This window comes from Methylomagnum ishizawai (genome assembly GCF_019670005.1).
In the GTDB taxonomy this organism is placed as follows: domain Bacteria; phylum Pseudomonadota; class Gammaproteobacteria; order Methylococcales; family Methylococcaceae; genus Methylomagnum; species Methylomagnum ishizawai.
This window is the reverse complement of sequence record NZ_AP019783.1, coordinates 3,779,454-3,797,156: the sequence shown is the minus strand read 5'-3', so window position 1 is coordinate 3,797,156 and position 17,703 is coordinate 3,779,454. Positions and strand designations below refer to the sequence as shown.

14 protein-coding genes and 2 pseudogenes are annotated in these 17,703 nt (G+C 64.4%); 9 read left to right on the top strand and 7 right to left on the bottom strand.

Annotated features, from left to right (window positions below; translation table 11 throughout):
- Positions 1-26: 26 nt before the first annotated feature.
- The 3 genes from K5658_RS17200 to K5658_RS17190 form a co-directional block, all read right to left on the bottom strand.
- Positions 27-899, bottom strand: coding sequence for a carbon-nitrogen hydrolase family protein (locus K5658_RS17200; RefSeq protein WP_221064317.1), 873 nt, complete (start codon positions 897-899; stop codon positions 27-29).
- Complete coding sequence (locus tag K5658_RS17195) at positions 899-1,510, bottom strand: GNAT family N-acetyltransferase (protein WP_221064316.1); 612 nt, start codon at positions 1,508-1,510, stop codon at positions 899-901. The genes K5658_RS17200 and K5658_RS17195 overlap by 1 nt, the downstream gene beginning before the upstream one ends.
- Before the next feature lie 116 nt (positions 1,511-1,626).
- Positions 1,627-2,034, bottom strand: coding sequence for a ketosteroid isomerase-related protein (locus K5658_RS17190; protein ID WP_221064315.1), 408 nt, complete (start codon positions 2,032-2,034; stop codon positions 1,627-1,629).
- Positions 2,035-2,548: 514 nt separating this feature from the next.
- Between K5658_RS17190 and K5658_RS17185 the strand changes: the two genes are divergently transcribed.
- Positions 2,549-4,105 carry a galactose oxidase early set domain-containing protein gene (locus tag K5658_RS17185; protein WP_221064314.1) on the top strand — a complete coding sequence of 519 codons (1,557 nt, stop codon included), beginning with the start codon at positions 2,549-2,551 and terminating at the stop codon, positions 4,103-4,105.
- Between the two features lie 21 nt (positions 4,106-4,126).
- On the opposite strand, the gene xseA is transcribed toward K5658_RS17185, so the two are convergent.
- From xseA to K5658_RS17165, 4 genes are all read right to left on the bottom strand, one after another.
- On the bottom strand, positions 4,127-5,488 hold the full coding sequence (gene xseA, locus K5658_RS17180) for an exodeoxyribonuclease VII large subunit (protein WP_221064313.1): 1,362 nt from the start codon (positions 5,486-5,488) through the stop codon (positions 4,127-4,129).
- A 3-nt stretch (positions 5,489-5,491) separates the two neighbouring features.
- Positions 5,492-5,914 (bottom strand): RNA-binding S4 domain-containing protein, encoded by a 423-nt coding sequence (locus K5658_RS17175; protein ID WP_221064312.1) that lies wholly within the window; start codon positions 5,912-5,914, stop codon positions 5,492-5,494.
- Positions 5,915-5,917: 3 nt separating this feature from the next.
- Positions 5,918-6,289, bottom strand: coding sequence for a rhodanese-like domain-containing protein (locus tag K5658_RS17170; protein ID WP_221064311.1), 372 nt, complete (start codon positions 6,287-6,289; stop codon positions 5,918-5,920).
- Positions 6,290-6,457: 168 nt separating this feature from the next.
- Positions 6,458-8,476: a serpin family protein gene (locus K5658_RS17165; protein WP_221064310.1), complete on the bottom strand. Its 2,019-nt coding sequence runs from the start codon at positions 8,474-8,476 to the stop codon at positions 6,458-6,460.
- Between the two features lie 460 nt (positions 8,477-8,936).
- Between K5658_RS17165 and rimP the strand changes: the two genes are divergently transcribed.
- From rimP to pnp, 8 genes and pseudogenes are all read left to right on the top strand, one after another.
- A complete protein-coding gene (rimP, locus tag K5658_RS17160; protein ID WP_221064309.1) occupies positions 8,937-9,383 on the top strand; it encodes a ribosome maturation factor RimP in 447 nt (148 codons plus the stop codon).
- Positions 9,384-9,406: 23 nt separating this feature from the next.
- Positions 9,407-10,897 (top strand): transcription termination factor NusA, encoded by a 1,491-nt coding sequence (gene nusA, locus K5658_RS17155; protein WP_221064308.1) that lies wholly within the window; start codon positions 9,407-9,409, stop codon positions 10,895-10,897.
- Positions 10,898-10,922: 25 nt separating this feature from the next.
- A pseudogene (locus K5658_RS24210) lies at positions 10,923-11,627 on the top strand (translation initiation factor IF-2 associated domain-containing protein); the annotation flags it as partial.
- A gap of 291 nt (positions 11,628-11,918) precedes the next feature.
- A pseudogene (infB, locus tag K5658_RS17150) lies at positions 11,919-13,790 on the top strand (translation initiation factor IF-2); the annotation flags it as partial.
- 6 nt (positions 13,791-13,796) lie between these two features.
- Positions 13,797-14,186, top strand: a complete 390-nt coding sequence (gene rbfA, locus K5658_RS17145) for a 30S ribosome-binding factor RbfA (RefSeq protein ID WP_221064306.1) — start codon at positions 13,797-13,799, stop codon at positions 14,184-14,186.
- The gene (gene truB / locus K5658_RS17140) at positions 14,183-15,118 is read left to right on the top strand and encodes a tRNA pseudouridine(55) synthase TruB (RefSeq protein WP_221064305.1); all 936 of its coding nucleotides are present in this window, start codon (positions 14,183-14,185) and stop codon (positions 15,116-15,118) included. Before rbfA ends, truB begins: the two co-directional genes overlap by 4 nt.
- Positions 15,119-15,253: 135 nt before the next feature.
- Positions 15,254-15,523 carry a 30S ribosomal protein S15 gene (rpsO, locus tag K5658_RS17135; RefSeq protein WP_221064304.1) on the top strand — a complete coding sequence of 90 codons (270 nt, stop codon included), beginning with the start codon at positions 15,254-15,256 and terminating at the stop codon, positions 15,521-15,523.
- A 25-nt stretch (positions 15,524-15,548) separates the two neighbouring features.
- Positions 15,549-17,627 (top strand): polyribonucleotide nucleotidyltransferase, encoded by a 2,079-nt coding sequence (gene pnp, locus K5658_RS17130; protein ID WP_221064303.1) that lies wholly within the window; start codon positions 15,549-15,551, stop codon positions 17,625-17,627.
- The last annotated feature ends 76 nt before the right edge of the window (positions 17,628-17,703 follow it).

The following is a 17,703-nucleotide window of genomic DNA, read 5'->3' as shown; positions in this document are numbered from 1 at the left end:
TCAGCCGACAGTGGCGGATAGCGGAATCAAACGCACCGGAACTGCCCGTCCCAATCCCGATAATTGAACACCTGCCCGGTCTGCCGAATCTTGGCGATGGCAGCCAAATCGATCTCGGCATAAACCCACTGGGCTTGGTTGATCTCGCCGATAGCCAGCACGCCGTTATCGGGGAAACCATAATCCACCGGCGTATACACCGCCGCCGCCCCGATATTCACATCCACCGCTTCCGACCAGGGCGCAAGGCCCACGGTCGGCGACTGCACCACATAGCACTGGTTCTCCAAGGCCCGCGCCTGGCAGCCGATCCGCACCCGCCAATAACCGGCGGTGGTATCGGTGCAACTCGGCACCAGGATCAAATCGGCCCCGGCTTCCACCTGCTTGCGGGCGATCATCGGGAATTCCGAGTCGTAGCAGATGTTGATGCCGATCCGCCCGAACTCGGTCTCGAAGGTCTTGATGCCTTCCCCGGCGTTGATCAGCCATTGCTCGTTCTCGAAGCGGGTCATTTGCAGCTTGTCCTGGAAATCCGCGCCGCCGTCCGGACGGAACAGGAAGGCGCGGTTGCGGTAGCCGCCATCCGCCTGTAGCACCGGGAACGAGCCCGCCACGATATACACCCCATGCTGCTCGGCCAGGTCGGTGAACAGCATCATGAAATCCGGCAACACCGATTGCATTTCGCCGAGTTGCTTCGATAGCGACTTGTAAACCTCCTCCGGGAACAGCGAGGCCAGTTCCATGCTGAAGTATTCCGGGAACACCAGCAGCTTCGCGCCGTTCGCGGCGGCGTCCCCGACCCAACGGGCGATCTTGGCCGCATAGGCGTCCCAATTCTTCAAGAAGCCGATGTCGTATTGCGCGGTGGCGAGGCGGAACGCTTGGGCGGCCATCAGCGTGCCTCCCGCAAGGATTTGAGCCAGAACACCATGGGCTTGGCGGTTTCCTCCGCTTGGTCCACGTCTTTCCAGGTGTAGGTGGTGTGGAGTTCGGGATGTTTGACATAGCCGAACTGGGTCCAGATGCGGTCCAGCGGCGCGTAGTCGGCGGGCCGGAGCGGATGGTCCTCGGGCCGCTGCACGCAGCAGAAGGTCACGAGGTCGAACCGGCCCAGGGTGCGGGCATGGCCCTCCCGCTCGGCGAAGAACTTGGGATAGATGCCCCGGCCCCGGTAATCGGAAAGCAGCACCGATTCGGCGCAGTAGAAAATCTTGGCGGGGTCGTAGCCCTGGGCGACGAAGGGCTGTTGGAATTCCGGGGTTTCGGCGTCCATGGGGAGGCCGGTGGTCGCGCCGACCACTTGCTCGCCATCCAGCACCAGCACGATCACGCTTTCGGCGCAGTCGGTGTAGGTCTTGAGGTATTTCTCCTCGTATTCGACCGTGCCGTCGTAGAGGTAGGGGAAATCCCGGAACACCTGGATGCGGAGCCGGGCGAGGTCGGGCAGATAGGCGGGCAGGTCCGGGTCGTGGCCGGTGAAACGCTTGATGGTGATTTCGCTCATGGGCGGGGTCCGGTGGGTCCCTTCTCCCTCGGGGAGAGGGGAGCATGAAGGAATCGGATCAGGCCACGCCTGATTCCGCCGCGGGCGGGACGCGCCGGGGCGCGTCCCGTGTGGGATTAGCCGCCGACCTGGGCGATCCAATCGTTGAGGTTGTAATAGTTGGTGATGCGGGCCACCTTGCCGTCGCGGATGTCGAAGAAGGCACCGGCGGGCAGGCGGTATTTCTGGCCGTTGGCTTCCGGCAAGCCTTCGTCGGTGACGAGGTATTCGCCCAGCACCACGAACTCGGCGGCGGCGCGGCTGCCGTCCTCGCTGGACATGATGACCATATCGACCAGTTGTTCCTTGTAATTGCGGTTCATCCGGTTCATGAACTCGCGGAACGCCTCGCGGCCCACTTGGCGCTCGCCCTGGTTGATGTCGTGGACCACGTCGTCGGTCAGGAGTCCCAGGAAGGTATCCATATCGCCCGCGTTGAAGGCGGCGTAGTAGTTCTCGATGAGGGCTTGGCTGGCTGGATTCATGGCGGTTCCCCTTGTAGGTGTGGCGTGGACGCACGGGGCCGGTCGGGCGGCCCGGCGGAAAACAGCCGCGCAGTGTAATGGGCCGGGGCGGGAATGTCGATTGGTTTCGTCCGTGGGGCGGGCCGGCGGCGTTTGGACGCGGTTTCCGGGCGGGGCCGGTGGTTGTGGGCGGTATCCCGGCTAACTGGCGAAAACGCTGTAGGTGTTTTTACGGGCTAGGTATTTTCCACTATGCGGAAGCGCTTAGCGGAATAGCCGGGCCTTATATAATGCCGTCCATGCCCGGTAGCCGGGGCATTCGGGAACGCGGCCGGCCTCGGAAACCCGCTGTCTCCGCCAGTTTCCTGGACGCCCAGTCCGCCGGGCCGGAAGGGGTGGGGGACTGCCTTGATAACCCTGTGTTTTATGGGTGATTAGGGTGCGTGGGGCAGGGGATTCCGGGCCAAGGATCGGCTTTGGATAGCCGGGTGCTTCGCGGAGGCGTGGGTTTTTCGATGAATGGAGTCAATGAACGATGCAGATCAAAAAACAAAGCCGTACCGTGCTGGCCGCCGCCTTGGCGGCGGTGGGCGTCCTGGGCGGTGGCGCGGAGGTCCGCGCCGCGACGGTGGCACCGCCTTTCAACGGGGGGCCGGACGCCTATCGCAAGGGCGCTTTCGGGCCGCTGATGGATTGGCCGCTCATCCCCATCCATGTGGTGTTGCAGCCGGATGGGCGGGTGCTGAGTTTCGGCACCGATCTCAACGGCACGCATCAGCCCGAATTGGCCTACGATGTCTGGGAACCCGCCTTGGGCACGGGATCGGCGGCCCATCTCACCTTGGATTCCAAGACCCCGGCGGCGACCAATATCTTCTGTGCGGCGCAGGCGCTCGTCCCCGCCACCGGCCAGACCATGGTCGCGGCGGGGACGGTGAGGATGGTCGCCGCCACCCAGGGGATGCCTTCCGCCGATACCAATCTGTTCGATTACCGCAGCAACCAGATGGTCAAGGAGCCGCCGATGGTCTTGAAGCGCTGGTATCCCAGCCTGGCGACCCTGGCCGGCGGCGGACTGGTCGTGATGGGGGGGAAGATGGACACGGCGGATACGACCATTTATGGCGAGATTCCCGAAGTGTACGAAGTCGGCAAGGGCTGGCGCTCGTTGTCCACCGCCGCCAGCGCGGAAGCCTACGGGGCGCGGAATTGGTACTATCCCAGGGCTTGGCAGGCCCCCAACGGCAAGGTGTTCATCCAAACCAACTTCGGCGCGGCGTATTACCTGGACCCCACGGGCACGGGGACTTTGACCAAGGCTCCCAAATCCGGCTTGGTGGATTTGGCATCCACCCTGCCCAACGCCATGTTCGCGCCGGGCAAGATTTTGTTCTTGCAGGAGAAGCAAGCCTCGGCCGTGCTCGATATCAACGGCCCGGCACCGGTGGTCGCCCCGAGCGGCAAGCTCAGCCAAATGCGCTACCACGGCAACGCCACCCTGCTGGCCGATGGCCAGGTGGTGGTCACGGGCGGTTCGTCGGTGCCGAACTCCCTCGGCGGGGCCGCCTACGCCGTGGAGACCTGGAACCCGGCCACGGGCCGATGGACCTTGGGCGCGGCCGCGGCCAAGGCCCGCCTCTATCATTCCACGGCCTTGCTGTTGCCGGACGCGACCGTCTTGGTGGGCGGGGGTGGCGCGCCCGGCCCCCTGCGCAACATGGATGCGGAGATTTACTACCCGCCCTATCTGTTCGCGGCCGATGGGTCGGGGCAGCTGGCCCGTCGGCCCTTGGTCCTCGGCGGCCCGTCCACCATGGCCTGGAACCGTGGCTATCCGCTGAGGATGGAAAGTTTCAAGGCCGCCAGGGGGGTGAAACGGGTCACTTTGGTGCGGGCCGGGGCCGACACCCATAATTGGAACAACGAGCAGCGCTTCTTCGATCTGGAGTTCCGCTGGAGCGGGACCGATGAAAAGCTACGGGTGTTCACGCCGGCCCATGCCAATATCGCCCCGCCGGGCTATTACCTGCTGTTCGTTTTCAACCAGCTCGGTGTGCCCTCGGTCGGCCGGGTGGTGAAGATCGCGCCGTGAAACCCGGGCGGGGCGGGTGTTTCAAGCCTCGCGGAGGGCTTCGACCCGGACCGCCAGCACGCCTTGCCCTAGGCGCAGTTCCAGCGTGTCGCCGGGCCGGGCTTCCGCCGCCGAGCGCAGGATATGCCCGGTCGCGGGCCGGTAGGCGATGGCATAGCCCCGCGCCAGGGTGGCGAGCGGGTTGAGCGCTTCGAGCCGCAGGGTGGCGGCGGCGCATTGCCGCCGCCGGCTTTCCAGGAGGCGGCCCAGGGCGGCGGCGAGGCGGGCTTCCAGTCCTGGGTATCCACGGGCGAAGCGCTCCAAGCGGGGCGTGGGGTCGTGCCGGAGCAACCGGGCGGTTTGGTGGTCCAGGCGGTGCCGGGCCTGTGCCAAGCGTTGGGAGAGGGCGCGTTGCAACCGGGCCGCGAGTGCGTCCAGCCGCTGGCTTTGGGTGCGTAGGCGCTGTTCGGGATGGACCCGCGCCAGCCGTGCGGCCAAGAAAGCCCGCGTCCGTTCCCGCCGTTCCAGAACGATCCCGTAGCCCCGCCGCAACCGCGCTTCCAGGCGCTGGAACCGCTCCAGCCAATCGGCGCGGTCGGGGCTGGCCGCCGCCGCCGCCGCCGAGGGGGTCGGCGCCCTGTGGTCGGCCACGAAATCGGCGATGGTGAAATCGGTCTCGTGGCCGATGCCGGCGATGACGGGGGTCGCGCAGGCGTGGATGGCCCGCGCCACGGTTTCTTCGTTGAAGGCCCACAAATCCTCCAGGGCACCGCCGCCCCGCGCCAGGATCAGCACATCGCACAGTTTGAGGCGGTCGGCCCGCGCCAGGGCGGCGGCGATGGCGTGCTGGGCCTCGGCACCTTGGACCTGGGCGGGGAACACGATCACGGGAATGGCGGGGAAGCGGCGTTTCAGCACCGTCAGCACATCGCGCAGCGCCGCGCCGGTCGGGGAAGTCACCACGCCGATGCAGCGGGGCAAGGCGGGGATCGGTTTTTTATGCACGGCGTCGAACAAGCCTTCCGCCGCCAGCTGGTGCTTGAGCGCCTCGAACGCCCGCAGCAAAGCGCCATCGCCCGCCGCCTCGATAGTCTCGACCACCAGTTGGAAATCCCCGCGCGGTTCGTACAATCCCACCTGCGCCTTGACCAGGACTTGCGCCCCGTTCCGGGGTTTGTAACGCAGCGAACGGGCCTGCGGGCGGAATAGGGCGCAGCGCACCTGGGCTTCGGCGTCCTTGAGGGTGAAATAAAGATGGCCGGACGCTGGGGCGGAAAGATTGGAGATTTCGCCCTCGATCCACAGGCTGCCGAAGCATTCTTGCAGCAGGAAGCGGGTTTCCCGGTTGAGGCGGGACACGGTGTAGACGGCGCGGGCGTCGCCGCCGGGCGCGGATAGGTCCACGGCCTATTCGTCGCCGCGCTTGAAGCGGTGGATCAAACGGCGATCCTTCTTGTCGGGCTTGTGCGCGGGTTGCCAGTCCGGCCCTTTTTCATCGCGCTGGCGTTGGATTTCGGCTTGGCGCTTGGCGAGGCTTTCCGGGGTTTCGCGGTAGAGCAGGGCGGCTTCGGGGGCGGGGCGGCGCTGGGAACCCAGCCCTTCGACGGTGATGTCCCAGACATAGCGGTCCTTGCTGATTTCCAACCGGGCACCGACGCCGATGTCCTTGCCGGGTTTGACCCGCTGGCCGTTGAGGTGGACCTTGCCGCCGTTGATGGCGTCGATGGCGAGTTGCCGGGTCTTGAAGAACCGCGCCGCCCATAGCCATTTGTCCAGCCGCATCTGGGCGGCGGGAGCCTTGTCTTCCGGGGCGTCGGAACGGCGCGGCATGGCTCAGCCGCCCGCTGGCGCCACGGGCTGGCCGGCTTCCTGCCAAGCCTTGTAGCCGCCCGCGAGGCTCACGGCCTTGTCATAACCCAGCTTGTGCAGGGCTTCGACCGCCAGGGCCGAGCGCCCGCCCGAGAGGCAATAGACCAGGATTTCCGCGCCCTGGCCGCCCTGGAATTTGGGATGGTTGCCGATCTGGAATTCGAGTACGCCACGCGGGATGTTCACCGCGCCCGGCAGGCAACCTTGGGCGTATTCGCCGGGTTCGCGCACGTCCAGCACCGGGACTTGGCCGAGCAGGGCCCGGGCTTCGGTTGGGTTGACTTCCTTGATGTGTTGTTTGGCCTGGGCCACCAGGTCCATCGCGGTCAGGGGCATGGGGGTTCTCCTCGGGTAAGGTCGAAGGGGGCGCATAGGGTAGCGGGAGGCGCGGGATACGGGAATAGCGGAATGGGGTTCCGCGGGAGGTCGGGGGAGGCGGGCGGGCTGGGTTCCACCGGTCCGGCGGGAAGGCCGGACCGGTGGTTTTGGGTTTCAGGCCCGGCCTTATCCGCCGCTAATGGGCGCTCCGCAAGGGTAGGTGGTCGAATCGGGCGCGGCGGGGGTGCCGCCCGGATTGCTCACTTGCCCCATGGACAGGATCGAGCCGGTGATCCGGTCGCGGATCGCGAACAGGAAGGGTCGGGCCAGGGCCAGGCTGGGGTCGTACTGCGGCACCGGGGCGCAGAAGTCCACCCGTGTCGTTATGACGCCGGAAGAGCCGGAGCCGCTCCATACGCTGTCGGGTTCGTCCAGGGCGGCCAGATGGGTGGTGATCGTGGCGCCATCGGCCTGCGCGGCGCTTTCCGACAGGCTCACGACGCTCCGGTGCAAGAGGGCGCCCAGGAACAGATAACCCTCGCCGTTGACCCGCGAGAAATCCGCCTGCCCCTCGGTGAGCAGGCCGCTCAAAGCCAGGGACGCGAGGGTTCCGCTGGGCAGGTCGCTGGTGATCGCGATCTTGGGGAGGTACAAGGTTTTCTGCGTGGGTGTCATGGCCGCGAGGAGGTTGTGCAACCGATCGGGGCCGAACGCCGACTGGAATTCGGCGAAGCGGCCATGATCCGGCATCAGCACCCACAGCGCCAAGTCGCTGTCGGCCAGCGGCAGTTCGAAGGCGCGATAGCCGTCTCCCTCGGCATAGGCGAAGGAGCCGGTGAAACTCAACATCGGCACCAGCACCTGATCGTTGCTGGACAACTCGAAGCGTCCTTCGGCCGCCGGATTGGCGTCGGGGGGCGTTTGCCACGCGCCGTCCAGGGAAAGGCTGCTGCCCGTCACGAGGCGGGTCCGTGGCGTCAGGTCGGCGACGAGGCCGGTGAGGGTGTTTTGGCTATGCGCGGCGAGCCAGGGGTCGATGGCGTTGGCGATGATCGGGGCCTTGGGGTCGGCGGTGAAGTCCACCGCGCCCAATTCGGGGCCGTAGTTTTTTTCCAGCGTGCCCAGGAACCCGGACTCGAAAAGATAATAGGCTTGGCCTTGGCCTTGGCTTTGGCCCTGTCCCCACAGCGCGGCGTTCAGTTCCAAGTGGGCGGCTGGGTTGCGGTTCGATAAATCCAAGGCGCTGCCGTTGAACGCCGGATGCAGGCGGGGTTCTTGGAGATCGACGCGCAGGGCACCGAGCAGGGCGGACAGGGTGTCGCCGTCGGCACCGGCCGCCAGCATCGCCAGCGTTTGCGCCATATCGGGGACCGAGTAGGCAAAATTCCCGCTGTTGCCTTGTTGATAGGCCGCATACAGGTCGAAGGCCAGGGCGATGTTGGCGGTGGCGATGGCGTGTATTTCGTCCGCCTGGGCATCGGGATGGTATTCCCGTGCGCTATTGGCCCGCATATCGGGCATGGCGATTTTATCGGCAGCGGGTTCCTGTTCGTGGTCATCCTGATTTTTTGAGCTGGTATCGGTCGAGGAAGTGGACGAAGAATCGTCCTTCGCGGTGCCGCTGCCGGAGCCTTGCGCGGTGGTGTCGGTCGAGGAAGCGGACGCAGAATCGTCCTTCGCGGTACCGTTGCCGGAGCCTTGCGCGGTGGTGTCGGTCGTGGAGGCGGACGCAGAATCGTCCTTCGTGGCGTGGCTGTCGGAACCGCGATCCTCCCTGGAAAGCTCCGCCCTGTTATCGGTGGGGTTGGCGTCGCGCTTGTTGGATTTCACCGTGGCCGTGGTCGGTTGGGTGCCCGATGCGCCGATTTGCGCCACGAAGGTCCAGGAGAGGCTTTGTCCCGGAGCCAAGCGTTTGGCCTTGCAGATCAAGCGATAGTCGGTTTGGACGGCGCGGCAATTGGACGGGACGGAGGCCAATTCGGTATCCGCGGGCAAAGGCGTGGCCGCGATGACTTTCTTGGCCGGTTTCGAGCCGTTGTTGGTGACGGTCAGGGTATAGGTGACGGTTTCGCCTGCCGCCGCCGTGGCGGGCGACGCGGCCAGGGTCAAGGAGAGGTCGCGGTTGGAAGCTGGCGTGGCCGGACTGGCTGCCAGGAGGGATAGGCACAGGGGGATGAAGAAAGACTTGTTAGGTAAAGGCGGCATTTGGTGCGCTCCTAATGGAATTTTTATATTACCCGCAGTTTATGTGGTTCAAAGTGGTCTGGCAATGTTTTGCCAACGGTTTGAATTCGAAAGTTAATAGTCTCTATTATGAGACTTTGTTACAAAAAAGGGAGGCGCGGGCCTGGCCGAATACCTGGGGTTCGTTGCGAAATGCCGTCAGTGGGCCGAATTTGGCCTGGGCCTTCGGACCTTGCTTATTCCAGTCCATCCTGCAGGCAGGTCGCATCCCATCGATCCAGCGGTTCCCATCGTCCCCCGACCCTGCTATCATTCGTGGCTAATTGGCGGGGTCGGCGCTGATCCTGGATGGCCGCAACGCAATCCCGCTTCCTGAAGTTGGCCCCTTGGGGCTTTTTTAGTTTTTAACGGAATTAAAACAACAATGGGCCATTCGAGCCCATTTTTTGTTTCACGCGGATTCTAGCCAACGAGGTAATCCATGAGGGCGCAGGAGCGCTTGGTGAATTTGATCGATCCGGTCGTCGCGGGACTGGGTTACGAACTGGTCGGGGTCGAATTCGACGCCCGCCAGCGGATATTGCGCGTGTTCATCGACCACGAGGCCGGCATCACCCTGGACGATTGTTCCAAGGTCAGCTACCAGCTCAGCGGCACCCTGGATGTGGAAGACCCCATCCCTGGGCGCTACCAACTGGAAATCTCTTCCCCCGGCATGGACCGGCCTTTGTTCACCCTGGCCCATTTCGCGAGGTTCCAAGGCGAAATGGTCCGGCTGCAACTGGCGCGGGCCATCGAAGGCCGCCGCCGGTTCAAGGCCCGGATCGCCGGGGTGGAAGGGGACACCGTCCTGTTGCAGGACGGCGACCTGACGCTGCGGATACCCTTCGAGGCCATCGACAAGGCGCGTTTGGCGCCCGAATTTTGAATAAAACACGTATGGAAGGTGCCATGGCGAACAAAGAAATCTTGCTGGTGGTGGATGTCGTTTCCAACGAGAAGGACATCGAAAAAGAAGTCATCTTCGCGGCTATCGAGGATGCGCTGCGCACGGCCACTATCAAGCGCCACGACAATCGGTTCGATGTGCGGGTCGCCATCGACCGCAGGACCGGGGGCTACGAGACCTTCCGGCGTTGGCAGGTGGTCGAACCCGATGCGCTGGAAAACCCCGAACTGGAAACAACCCTGGAACAAGCCCGCGAACTCGACCCCCAGGCCCAAATCGGCGACACGGTCGAAAAACCCATCGAATCCATCGAGTTCGGCCGCATCGCCGCCCAGACCGCCAAGCAGGTCATCGTGCAGAAGGTGCGCGAGGCCGAACGCCGCAAGATCGTCGACGCCTATAAAGGCAAGGTCGGCGAACTGATCACCGGCGTGGTCAAGCGCATCGAGCGCGGCAATGTCTATCTCGACCTCGGCGGCAATATCGAAGCCTTCATCCCCCGCGACGAAATGATCCCCCGCGAGGCCGTGCGTTCCGGCGACCGTTTGCGCGGCTATCTGAAGGCGGTCCGGCCCGAGGCCCGCGGCCCGCAATTATTCGTCAGCCGCACCGCCCCCGAACTCCTGATCGCCCTGTTCCGCCTGGAAGTGCCGGAAGTCAGCGAGGGCGTGATCGAGATCAAGGGCGCGGCCCGCGATCCGGGCGTCCGCGCCAAGGTCGCGGTGAAGAGCAACGATCCCCGGCTCGACCCGGTCGGCGCCTGCGTCGGGATGCGCGGTTCCAGGGTGCAGGCGGTGTCGAACGAGCTGGCGGGCGAGCGGGTCGATATCATCCTCTGGAACGAGAACGAAGCCCAATACGTGGTCAATTGCATGTCCCCCGCCGAGATCGTCTCCATCGTGGTGGACGAGGACAAGCATTCCATGGACATCGCCGTCGCCGACGAGAACCTGTCCCAGGCCATAGGCCGGGGCGGCCAGAACGTCCGGCTGGCCTCCGACCTCAGCGGCTGGACCCTCAACGTCATGAGCGCCAGCCAGGCCGAGGCCAAGAACGAACTGGAAAACGAACGGCTGGTCCGCTCGTTCATGGAACAGTTGGACGTGGAGAACGACGTGGCCGCCATCCTGGTGCGCGAAGGCTTCTCCACGGTCGAGGAACTGGCCTATGTGCCGGCCAAGGAACTGCTGGAAGTCGAGGAGTTCGACGAGGAAATCGTCGAGGAACTGCGCAACCGGGCCCGCGATTCCTTGCTGATCAAAGCCATCGCCAGCGAAGAGAAGCTCGAATCGGCGGAACCCGCCCCAGACCTTCTGGACATGGAAGGCATGGACCGGGATTTGGCCTACCGGTTGGCGGGCAACGGCGTCCGCACGGTCGAGGATTTGGCGGAACAATCGGTCGATGAACTGATGGACAGCGTGGGGCTGAGCCAGGAGCGGGCGGCCCAACTCATCATGACGGCGCGTCTGCCGTGGTTCGCGGAAAGTTAAGGGGAAATTAGCAGGGGCTTACAGAATGAGCGATATGACGGTACGGCAACTCGCCGAAATGGTCAAAACACCGCTGGAGCGGCTGCTCACGCAGCTTGGCGACGCGGGCATAAAAAAGAGCGGCGCGGACGATGTGCTGAGCGATGCCGAGAAGCGCAGCTTCCTGGGATTCCTCCGCCAGAGCCACGGCAAGGACCAGGCCGACCTGGGCGAGCCCAAGCGGTTGACCCTGCAACGCCGGGTCCAGAGCGAACTCAAGCAGGGCAAGATTCCCGGCAAGGGCACCAAGACCATCAGCGTGGAGGTCCGCAAGAAGACCACCTACGTGAAGCGTAGCGAGTTGCCCGAAACCGGCGACCGCCGCCCCGAGGCCGAGAAGGCCCGGCTGGCCCAGGAAGAGCAGCGGCGCGAACTCGAAGCCCAGGAGGCTTTGCGCCTGCAACAGGAAGAAGCCCGCCGCCTGGCCGAGGAAGAGGAACGCCGCGGCCGCGAAGAGGCCGAGCGCGCCGCCGAGGAACAGCGCCGCCTTGAGGAGGCCCAGCGTCTCGAAGTGGCCCAGCGCCAGGAAGAGGAACAGCGCAAGCAACGCGAACAAGGCGATGTCCAGCGCCGCACGGAAGATCAGCGCAGGCCGCCGCAACCGCCGCCCCGCGAAGCCCGTCCCGCCCCGCCATCCCGCCCGCAGGAAACCCGCTCATCGCAGCCCGCCTCCCGTCCGCAGGAAGCCCGTGCCCCGCAGCCCGCTTCCCGTCCGCCCCACGCCCCGCGCCCCGGCCAGGAGCCGCGCCGCCCAGACTCCCGTCCCGGCCAGGAACCGCGGGCCACCCAGCCACCCCGCTCCGGTGCCGGTCGGCCCGCCCCGGCGGCGGCGACTCCCGATGCCGCGCGCCGGGCCAAGCCCGCCACGCCGCCGCCGCCCGCCGCGGTGCGTTCCAACGCGCCCGCCGACCGTGGCGGTAACAACAAAAAGAAAGGCGGCAGCGACCGCGGTGGCCGTGGTCAAGACGACGATGTGCGGGATTTGGATGATATCCGCGGCAGCAAGCAGCCCAGGAAGAAAAAACTGAAACTGGGCAAGGCGGCTCCCCCCACCCCCGAAGTCAAACACGGCTTCGAAAAACCCACCGGACCCATCGTGCGCGAAGTCGCCATCCCCCAAAACATCAGCGTGTCCGACCTCGCCCAGCGCATGTCGGTGAAGGCCACCGAAGTCATCAAGACCTTGATGGGCATGGGCACCATGGCCACCATCAACCAGATGCTGGACCAGGACACCGCGACCCTGGTGGTCGAGGAAATGGGCCATACCGCCATCCCGCAGGTCGAGAACGTGCTGGAGGCCGAAATCCAGGCCACCATGAGCCTCGCCGCCGACGCCGAGCAATCGCACCGCGCCCCGGTCGTCACCATCATGGGCCATGTCGACCACGGCAAGACCTCGCTGCTCGACTACATCCGTAAGAGCCGGGTGGCGGCGGGTGAGGCCGGCGGCATCACCCAGCACATCGGTGCCTATCAGGTGAAGACCAACCAGGGCGGGGCCGTGACCTTCCTCGATACCCCCGGCCACGCCGCGTTCACCGCGATGCGCGCCCGCGGTGCCAAAGTCACCGACATCGTGGTCTTGGTGGTCGCCGCCGACGACGGCGTGATGCCGCAGACCCGCGAGGCGGTCGATCATTCCCGCGCCGCCGGCGTGCCCTTGGTGGTGGCGGTCAACAAGATCGACAAGCCGCAGGCCGATCCCGAGCGCGTCAAGCAGGAATTGGTGGCGCTGAGCGTGGTGCCGGAAGAGTGGGGCGGCGATACCCAGTTCGTGCCGGTGTCCGCCAAGACCGGCGAAGGCATCGACGCCCTGCTCGACGCCATCCTGGTCCAGGCCGAAGTCTTGGAACTCCGCGCCCCCTACGACATCCCCGCCACCGGCGTGGTGATCGAATCCAAGCTGGAAAAGGGCCGGGGTCCGGTGGCCGATATCCTGGTCCAGGCCGGGCGCTTGAAGAAGGGCGATTTCATCCTGTGCGGCATGGAATTTGGCCGCGTCCGCGCCATGTTCAACGAGAACGGCAAGCCGGTGAAGGAAGCCGGGCCGTCCTGCCCGGTGGAAGTGCTGGGCCTGTCGGCGGTGCCCAACGCGGGCGACGAATTCATTGTGGTGTCCGACGAGCGCAAGGCCCGCGAAATCGCCCTGAACCGCGAGGAGCGCCTGCGCTCCACCAAGCTGGCGGCGCAACAAGCCACCAAGCTGGAAGATGTGTTCTCGCGCATGGAATCCGGCGAGGAAAGCGTCGATCTCAACGTGGTCATCAAGGCCGACGTGCAGGGCAGTTTGGAAGCCTTGCGCGGCTCCCTGACCCAGTTGTCCACCGACAAGGTCAAGGTCAAGGTCATCGGCGGTGGCGTCGGCGGCATCAGCGAAACCGACGCCAACCTGGCTTTGGCGTCCAACGCCATCATCATCGGCTTCAACGTCCGCGCCGATGCCGGTGCCCGCAAGCTGATCGAGGAGCGCGGAATCGACCTGCACTACTACAGCATCATTTACGAAGCCATCGACGAGATCAAAAAATCCATCAATGGGATGCTGGAGCCGGAGTACAAGGAACAAATCGTCGGCAATGCCCAGGTGCGCGATGTGTTCCGCCACCCCAAGTTCGGGGCCATCGCCGGTTGTATGGTCACGGATGGCTATGTGAAGCGCAATCTGCCGATCCGCGTGCTGCGCGAAAACGTGGTCATCTTCGAGGGCCAGTTGGATTCTTTGCGCCGTTTCAAGGACGACGTGTCCGAGGTCAAGGCCGGGATGGAATGCGGCATGGGCATCAAGAACTACAACGAGGTCAAGGTCGGCGACCAGATCGAAGTGTTCGAAAAGGTGTTGGTGCAACGGTAAACGCGGATGCCCAGGGAATTCACCCGTAGCGACCGGGTCGCGTCGCAAATCCAAAGGGAAATGGCCGAGTTGATCCGAACCCAGGTCAATGAACCGGGGCTGGGGATGGTGACGATCAGCGAGGTCGAATTGAGCCGCGATCTGGCGGTGGCGAAGATTTTCGTGACCTTCCTCGGTAACCAGAAGCCGCCCAAGGACTGCGTGAAGGCTTTGGCGGATTATGTGCCGACCCTGCGCCGGGAATTGGGCAAGCGGCTACGGGTGCGGGTGTTGCCGGAAATCCGCTTCGCCTTCGACGATTCCATCGAACGCGGCTTGCGGATGGACGCCTTGCTACACCGCATCTCTCAGGAAACGCCGGAGCGCGATGGCAACGACGGACAGGAGGATGCATGAGCCGCAAGGCCAACGCCCTCGATCTGAACGGTATCTTTCTGCTGGATAAATCCCCAGGGATCACCTCCAACGGTGCCTTGCAAAGGGCCAAATGGCTATTCCGGGCCAAGAAGGCCGGCCATACCGGCAGCCTCGACCCCATCGCCAGCGGTTTGTTGCCGCTGTGCTTGGGCGAGGGCACCAAGCTGTCCGGTTTCCTGCTCAACACCGACAAGCGCTACCAAGTGCGGGTGCGCTTAGGCGTCGCGACCGAAACCGGCGACACCGAGGGCGCGGTGATCGAAACCAAGCCCGTGCCGCCCTTGAGCGCCGAATTCATCGAGGGCTATCTGGCTCCGTTCCGGGGCGATATCCTCCAGGTGCCGCCGATGTATTCCGCCCTCAAGCACCAAGGCCAGCGCTTGTACGATCTGGCCCGCAAGGGCATCGAGGTCGAGCGCGAGGCCCGTGCCGTCACCATCTACGAACTCCGCCTCGAAGACTTCGACGCGACCAGCGTGGATTTGGACGTGCATTGCTCCAAGGGCACCTATATCCGCACCCTGGCCGAGGATTTGGGCCGGGCCATGGGTTGTGGTGGGCATGTCGAAATCCTGCGCCGTACCGCCGTCGGCGATCTTAAAGTGGCCGATGCCCACACCCTGGATCGGTTGGAAGCCCTGGCCGAAGCCGAGCGCCCGGGCTTGCTCTTGCCCTTGGATACCATCGTGTCCGATTTGCCCGCTGTGCAGCTCAACGATCAGCTGAGCTTCTATCTCCGCAAGGGCGAAGCGGTGCTGGTGCCGAAAGCGCCCACCGAAGGCTGGGTCCGGCTCTATGGCCGCCATTCCCTGTTCATGGGCGTGGGCGAGGTGCTGGACGATGGCCGGATCGCGCCCCGGCGCTTGGTCAAACTCAAGCGCGAGCAACCGGACGGGGCCGCGGTTCCCTGAAGGATCGTATTGGAAGTGCCGGTTCTCGTGGTCCCGTGCGGGAACCGGCCCAAAGCCTTTCGCGTTGAACGCATAGGCGCATAACGCTAAAATTACGGGTTTATTTAAGCCGAGTTTTCCCCTAGGAGTAGATTCATGCCTTTCACCGCAGTCGAAAAAAGCGCCGTCGTGCAGGAATACCAGCGCGGCACCAACGATACCGGTTCCCCGGAAGTCCAGGTCGCCCTGCTCACCGCCCGGATCAACCACCTGACCCCCCACTTCGTCCAACACAAGAAAGACCACCACAGCCGTCGTGGCCTGCTGCGCCTGGTCAACCAACGCCGCAAGCTGCTGGACTACCTCAAGAGCAAAGATTCCGAACGTTACAAGACTTTGATCGAAAAGCTCGGCCTGCGTAAATAGTATTCGACACTTAGTAGGTATCGATGTGAATCCGATTCGGAAACAGTTCAAGTACGGCGAACATTTGGTGACCTTCGAGACCGGCGAAATCGCGCGTCAAGCCGACGCCGCGGTCATGGTCGATATGGAGGGAACGGTGGTCCTCGTGACCGTGGTGGGCAAGAAGGAAGCTTCTCCCGAAACCGATTTTTTCCCCCTGACGGTGAATTATCAGGAGAAGGCTTATGCCGCGGGGCGGATTCCCGGCGGATTTTTCAAGCGCGAAGGACGCCCCACCGAGAAGGAAACCCTCACCGCCCGGTTGATCGACCGTCCGATACGCCCGCTTTTCCCGGACGGATTCACCCACGAAGTGCAGGTGGTCGCCACCGTCCTCTCCCTCAATCCCGAGATCGATCCCGATGTGCCCTCCATGCTGGGCGCGTCGGCGGCGCTGACCCTGTCCGGGATGCCGTTCCAAGGTCCGATAGCCGCGGCCCGGGTCGCCTATATCGACGATCAATACGTGCTGAATCCCCTGGCCTCCGACCTGGACGATTCCATGTTGGATTTGGTGGTGGCCGGTACGTCCAAGGCCGTGCTGATGGTGGAGTCCGAAGCCGCCATGCTGCCCGAGGATGTGATGCTGGGCGCGGTCATGTTCGGCCATGAGCAAATGCAGGTCGCCATCGACGCGATCCTGGATTTGGCCGAAATGGTCGGCGTGAAATCCTGGAATTGGACCCCGCCGACCCCGGATACCGCCTTGGAGGATGCCGTCAAGGCCCAGGCCGGTGCCGCTGTCGATGCCGCCTACCGCATCGCCGACAAGCAGCTGCGCGGCCAGACCGTGAAGGAAGCCCGCAAGGCCGTGATCGAGGCGCTGACCGCCGAAGGCCAATATTCCGCCACCGCCGTGCGCGGCGTGTTCGAGAAGCTGGAATACGACACCGTGCGCGCCCGCATCCTCGACGAGGCCCAGCGCATCGATGGCCGCGACCTCGTCACCGTCCGTCCCATCACCATCCGTACCGGCGTGTTGCCGCGTACCCATGGTTCCGCCCTGTTCACCCGTGGCGAAACCCAGGCCCTGGTGGTCGCCACCTTGGGCACGGGCCGCGATGCCCAGGTGATCGACGCCATCGAGGGCGAATACAAAGACCCCTTCATGTTGCACTACAACTTCCCGCCCTATTGCGTGGGCGAGACCGGCAACATCGGCTCCCCCAAGCGCCGTGAAATCGGCCATGGCCGTCTGGCCAAGCGCGGCGTGCAGGCGGTGATGCCGGACCCGGATGAATTCCCCTACGTCATCCGCGTGGTGTCGGAAATCACCGAGTCCAACGGTTCCAGTTCCATGGCCTCGGTCTGCGGCACCAGCTTGGCGCTGATGGACGCGGGCGTGCCCATCGAAGCCCCGGTGGCGGGTATCGCCATGGGCTTGATCAAGGAGGGCGACCGCTTCGCGGTGCTGTCCGACATCATGGGCGACGAGGACCATCTGGGCGATATGGATTTCAAGGTCGCGGGCACCCGCGACGGCGTGACCGCCTTGCAGATGGATATCAAGATCGATGGCATCACCGCCGAGATCATGAGCAAGGCGCTGGACCAGGCCAAGGCCGGGCGCCTCCATATCCTGGGCAAGATGAACCAAGTCCTGTCCACGCCGCGCAAGGAGATGTCCGATTACGCGCCGCGTATCATGAGCTTCACCATCGACCCCAGCAAGATCCGCGATGTTATCGGCAAGGGTGGGGCCACCATCCGCGCCATCACCGAGGAGACCGGGGCCAGCATCGATATCACCGATGACGGTGTGGTGAAGATCGCCTCCGTGGACCGCGAGGCCGGCGACGAGGCCCGCCGCCGGATCGAGGCCATCACCGCCGAGGTCGAGGTCGGCAAGATCTACGAAGGCAAGGTGGTCCGTTTGATGGACTTCGGCGCGTTCGTGACCATCCTGCCCGGCAAGGACGGGCTGGTCCACATCTCGCAAATCTCCGACGAGCATGTCGAGAAGGTCAGCGACAAACTGGCCGAGGGCGATGTGGTCCGGGTCAAGGTGCTGGAAATCGACCGCCAGGGCCGGGTGCGTTTGAGCATGAAGGCCGTCGAGAAATAAGCCCGCTGCGGATCGGGCGGAGCGGAGCCTGCGGGTTCCGTCGCGCTATCCCCTTTTAAAAGCCCCGCCCTGGCGG

What these genes read in the sequence shown, in the direction of transcription:
- K5658_RS17200 (WP_221064317.1), bottom strand. Translation starts at nt 899, where the DNA reads ATGGCCGCCCAAGCGTTCCGCCTCGCCACCGCGCAATACGACATCGGC.
- K5658_RS17195 (WP_221064316.1), bottom strand. Translation starts at nt 1,510, where the DNA reads ATGAGCGAAATCACCATCAAGCGTTTCACCGGCCACGACCCGGACCTG.
- K5658_RS17190 (WP_221064315.1), bottom strand. Translation starts at nt 2,034, where the DNA reads ATGAATCCAGCCAGCCAAGCCCTCATCGAGAACTACTACGCCGCCTTC.
- K5658_RS17185 (WP_221064314.1), top strand. Translation starts at nt 2,549, where the DNA reads ATGCAGATCAAAAAACAAAGCCGTACCGTGCTGGCCGCCGCCTTGGCG.
- K5658_RS17175 (WP_221064312.1), bottom strand. Translation starts at nt 5,914, where the DNA reads ATGCCGCGCCGTTCCGACGCCCCGGAAGACAAGGCTCCCGCCGCCCAG.
- K5658_RS17170 (WP_221064311.1), bottom strand. Translation starts at nt 6,289, where the DNA reads ATGCCCCTGACCGCGATGGACCTGGTGGCCCAGGCCAAACAACACATC.
- K5658_RS17165 (WP_221064310.1), bottom strand. Translation starts at nt 8,476, where the DNA reads ATGCCGCCTTTACCTAACAAGTCTTTCTTCATCCCCCTGTGCCTATCC.
- rimP (WP_221064309.1), top strand. Translation starts at nt 8,937, where the DNA reads ATGAGGGCGCAGGAGCGCTTGGTGAATTTGATCGATCCGGTCGTCGCG.
- nusA (WP_221064308.1), top strand. Translation starts at nt 9,407, where the DNA reads ATGGCGAACAAAGAAATCTTGCTGGTGGTGGATGTCGTTTCCAACGAG.
- rbfA (WP_221064306.1), top strand. Translation starts at nt 13,797, where the DNA reads ATGCCCAGGGAATTCACCCGTAGCGACCGGGTCGCGTCGCAAATCCAA.
- truB (WP_221064305.1), top strand. Translation starts at nt 14,183, where the DNA reads ATGAGCCGCAAGGCCAACGCCCTCGATCTGAACGGTATCTTTCTGCTG.
- rpsO (WP_221064304.1), top strand. Translation starts at nt 15,254, where the DNA reads ATGCCTTTCACCGCAGTCGAAAAAAGCGCCGTCGTGCAGGAATACCAG.